The sequence below is a fragment of the Candidatus Omnitrophota bacterium genome (genome assembly GCA_028715965.1).
In the GTDB taxonomy this organism is placed as follows: Bacteria; Omnitrophota; Gorgyraeia; order Tantalellales; family Tantalellaceae; genus JAQUQS01.
The window spans coordinates 1-4,657 of record JAQUQS010000049.1 but is presented as its reverse complement, the minus strand read 5'-3'; the positions used below and the strand labels follow the sequence as shown (position 1 = coordinate 4,657).

At 55.3% G+C, this 4,657-nt stretch carries 1 protein-coding gene; it reads left to right on the top strand.

Going from position 1 to position 4,657, the window contains the following annotated elements; translation table 11 throughout:
- On the top strand, window positions 1-4,657 hold a 4,657-nt coding region (locus PHH49_08595; GenBank protein ID MDD5488997.1), incomplete at both ends, for a hypothetical protein.

Sequence of the window (4,657 nt, the reverse complement as noted above, 5' to 3'; positions counted from 1 at the left end):
ACCCCGTACGACGCCTGGTATAATCCCATCACGGGCGAGGTGGGGATGACCTCTTCTGGCAGGGAAAAACTCAGGGACAACGTGTTGCGTAACCTGCAGGCCCTGGAGGGGCGTGAAGGTATAGACAGGGCAACACTTGAAGGTGTGATCCAGGAAGTACGTGCCTGGGATACCGAGACGGCCGAAAAATGGGAAAATGAGTACGCCAAGGACGCCCTGCAGACGGAATACCAGTACCAGGCCAAAGACGAGTATGTGGTGAGGGGAGAAAAGGTGCTCCTTATACATAAGGATACCGGCCGCAGCCAGGCAGGGCAGAGGCTGCAGGGCAGGTTGCACCAGCTTCTCGAGGCTAAAGAAGGTCTTGTCATACGCAGCGAGAACAGGACCACGTCGCGGATAACAGCGAAGAACCTGCTCGAACAGTTCGGAGATGTCTCAGGCATGACAGGGACCATCAGTAATGATTTCTCGGAAATGGCCTTGATGAAAGACCTTTATGGGATGAACACGTATAAGATCGCCAAACATAATACCGAACGCAGGGTGGATATGCCCGAGATGATCTTTAAGGACGATGCCGAACGTATGCAGGTCCTTATGGACATGGTCTACGACGCGGTCGATAACGGTAAACCGCTGATAATACACGCCGTAAATATCGACCAGGCGGACCGTATAGCGGAATATCTCAGGGATGAAGCGCCCAGACGGTTCAATCAGCTCCTGCCTTCCGCGGAAACGCAGGAAGGGGCCTTGTATTACCAGAGGCTGGACGCTACTAACGAAGCCGATGAGAAGGCCATAGTGGCGCGGGCCGGACAGGCCGGGGTAATAACCCTTTCGACCCCGATAAGCGGAAGAGGGACTGATATCAAGATCAAGAAGACGGCCGAAGAATACGGTCTTCAGCAGATAAGTATGGGGTATTACGATTCAAAGAGGGTCGATGCCCAGGTACGCGGCCGGTCCGGACGATGGGGGGCCAGAGGACAGACGATCAATCTTGTTTCGCTACAGGACCAGATGGGTTTCCTTGAGAGAGGGCTCGCGAGGTCCACTAACAAGGCTGATAGGGCTTTACTCCACAGGGCGCAGTCCATAAACCAGCGTATGATGAGTGAAGAGAACGCGGAACTGACAGCGGACGACAAAGCGATGATAAAACGTGCCTTCGAACGCGCGCAAAAGAACATTACACGACAAAGGGTGGAGGCCATCAGGCAACAGTCGCGGACGGAAGACATGGTATTCGATGTCAGTAACCAGTTGCTTGAACTGATAGACAGCCGGGATGAAATACAGTACGACGTTGCGACGCCGGCGTATATCGCCCAACAGGTCGGCAGGATAGTCTCGCTCAGGCTCATCGACCAGAACGGGAAGCCAGCGATCACTAACGAGAATTTCCAGAAGGCTATAGCGGATATCAACAGGTTGTTCAATCTTAATCTTGTGCCTACAGGTATAGAGAATGCTTTGAGAAGTTCCGACTTAGATGGCATAAAACTCGCTATCAGCAGGGTCGTAACGGCCGCGTTCACCGACAGGATGGTGGATGAGATAAACGACCAGGCAAAGAGTGAGTTCTACAAAGAGCTGGACAACGACAAATTGCGTAAGGGAAATACGTTCGGGCAAAGATCCGGTGAGGGCAAAGGGTCCCGTACCCCGGGCTTTGCACCTTACGATACCGCCAGGCAACGTATAGTGAACGGCACCATAACCGTGGACGGCCAGGACTATAACGGAGTAAACAGGTCCAATCTTGATGTGTTCACCCGTGGATACACGAAACAGCACAGGTTAAGGATGGACAAGATGGCGGATTACATCAAGGACGCCGTGTCAGCCCGGGATTCCGGGGATCTCCAGCGGGCCAGAGGACTGTTGCTAGAGGTGCTCGAAACCGACAGGGACAACCGTCAGGCCAGTGATCTGCTCGATGAGGTGAACGCGGCTATAGAGGAACAGATAGAAAAGGATACAGCCGCCTCGCAGGCGAACCTGCAGAAGGACACGGGAGCCGATGTGGGTACGGGAGCGGTCCGTTCCAGTGCCGATGAGATAAGAGGGCTCTCCTTCAGGGAACGCAGGGCCCTTTCGAGGGAAGGCCGGAGGATAGGACTCTCGGCATCTATCGAGGACGCGCCGGTCGCGCAGGTAGCGGCCCAGCAGCAAGCCACCGCGGCCGAGATCGAATTCGACCTGGGAACAGCCGTCAAGGATGCCCTCGAGGAAGCCGCAAGGCAAGGCCGTTCAGAAAAGGTGGGCGCACAGGCCCGGGTACAGAGGTTGAGGGTCGATGGTAACAGCGTAACGGTTGTAAGGGCTGATCCCTCCCAGATACCCGCGTTGGCAGCCGCGGCAAAAGCCGTGATAAGAACGCGTGATTCGAGGGGAAGCATACCAAACCGGATAGTTGTCGCTCCTGAAGACGCGGACGACGAGACCATAGCGAAAATGGTAAGGTCGGTACATGTAGCGCCGGGGATGAAGGTCATCATATCCCTTGGGCATAATACCGTGTTCAGTCTCTCCAAGTCAGATGAGGAACTCCTGGCTTTACGATATCTCGATCTTACTAAGGGCCCGGGTCTTACCGCGGGAGATGCCGATCCTATCTTCGGGAATATGATGGATGCCGGTGATTTTGGCGTGTTCTCGGTCGGGGACAGAGAGTTCATGGTGGTTACCACGGATGAAGGAAGGAAACTGGTCAAGAGCGCCGAAGGATCGAGTGCCGATGAACGCAAAATGCTGTGGCAGCTGGGGATCATAACCAGCCCCTACGCCAGGATGATCGAAACGGCGCCCGCTGAGCAGCGGGAACGGCTCTTGAAAACGGACCCGCGCGCCAGGATGATGCTGCGCAGGCTGGTAGACCTGTCCAGAGACGCTGAATTCATGGCCATACGGAGCGCTTACGATAAAGGGCTTGTAAAAGTCGGTAATGATGGTGATGTGAGAATAGGTAAATCCGGACTAAGTGTGAGCCGTTTCTATCAGATAATGGGAGAAACAGGCGTGCTCCTGCCTGTTCTTGATGAAGAAGGTAAACCGGTCACGGATGATAAGGGCAGGCAGGAATTCCGCCGCAAGACGGATACGTTCGTGTCGGCGACCTTGAGAAGCAGGATCATGGACGCGATAAAACGTTTCGTTTCTTCCAGGATCCTGCCGGGATACAGGATGCCCCAGGAGGTAGTCGATACGGTAAAGGCCGTTCTTATCCCGTTCGGACTGTTGAATAACGGTAACGTGACGGATATCATGAACGGCTACAGGGAGGCTACTCTGGGTACGGGGACGATCGAGGATGTCCCGGCTAATGAAAGCGCCGCAATATCCGATATGCTTGATGAGGTCCTGGCGGATAATGAGGACATAACGCCACGGATGAGAGAAGACGTGGCGAACACCATTTGCGAAGACCTCTACAAGGCCCCGGCCTTGACCAGTTATTCGGCGAGGTTGAGCGGTTTGGCCGAAAGATACGAGAACGAAGGCGACTCAGGAAGGGCCGCGCTGGTCCTGGCCTTGATGCTGGAAGTGGATGACAATAACGCCGAGGGATATATAAAGCTTTCCGGGGTGTTAAGGTCACTTTCGGGCGATGAGGTCAATGACAAGGTCCTGGACCTCGAGATAGCCGCCGCGGTCAGCGCTGGGGATAGCGCGGAATACGCGGGTAGAGCATATAGGACGGCTATGGAGATGGATGACGGAGACATGTCCGGTCCTAATGTTTCCAAGGTGATAAAACAGCTTGAAGATGTGGATATACCCATGTATGCCGTTGATTCCTCCGATAGTGCGGCTTTCATGGGGCTGCTGATGGCCGCACGCGGTAAGAGTGGCCGTGCAGTGTCTTACCTGCGCAAAGCAGCGTCCATGGCTGAGAGCCAGGTCGAGCGTGGGAGCCTGCTCCAGGCGGCCGCTAAGCAGGTCGCGAAAACCCCCGCCAGCAATAAGGGGATACTTAGGTCCGCTGCCGTAAAGAGCAACTCTATGGAAGAGAGGATGTTCAACAATGTCATGCGTGGGATCGATATGGTCCAGGAGACGGGGCTTACGCCCAGGGAGCTTCTGGAAGCGGGCCTGATCGATAGCGCGACTGCGCGGATACTGACGAACATGGGAGTGGAAAGGACCCACTTCCGGGAAATAGGTGACAGGGCCGCAGACGCTATTGCCGGAGCGGCAGACAGGTCCATAAAGACCTTGGGACGTTTTTACACGCCGTTAACACGGGCGGCGCTAAAAGTGACCCTTACGGCAGGACTGCTCGCTGCCGCGTTCTTTGCCGGAATACCCCTGGGGTATATGAGCGTGATAGGGATCACATCACTTATGCTGTTGAAGTGGGGCAAACCGAGTAAGGCACTCGGGGATGAGGGAACGGCCGGGATGAATAGGGCGATCTCTTCCGCGGCTAAGCTCACGGCGTCGGTCCAGGGTAAGATAGTTGGTATCTCCTGTATACTGCTGGGGTGGCAGGTGGCCGGAAGCGTGCTTGTGGCCTTTGTAACGGCCCGTGCCGCAAGAGCGGTATACAAAAGGATATCGGACCACATGACCGCGGTACGGATAAACATGGCGAGTGCCGATATCCGGAGCGCGGCGAGCGATATCGACAGGATGTCCAAAGGCAGGC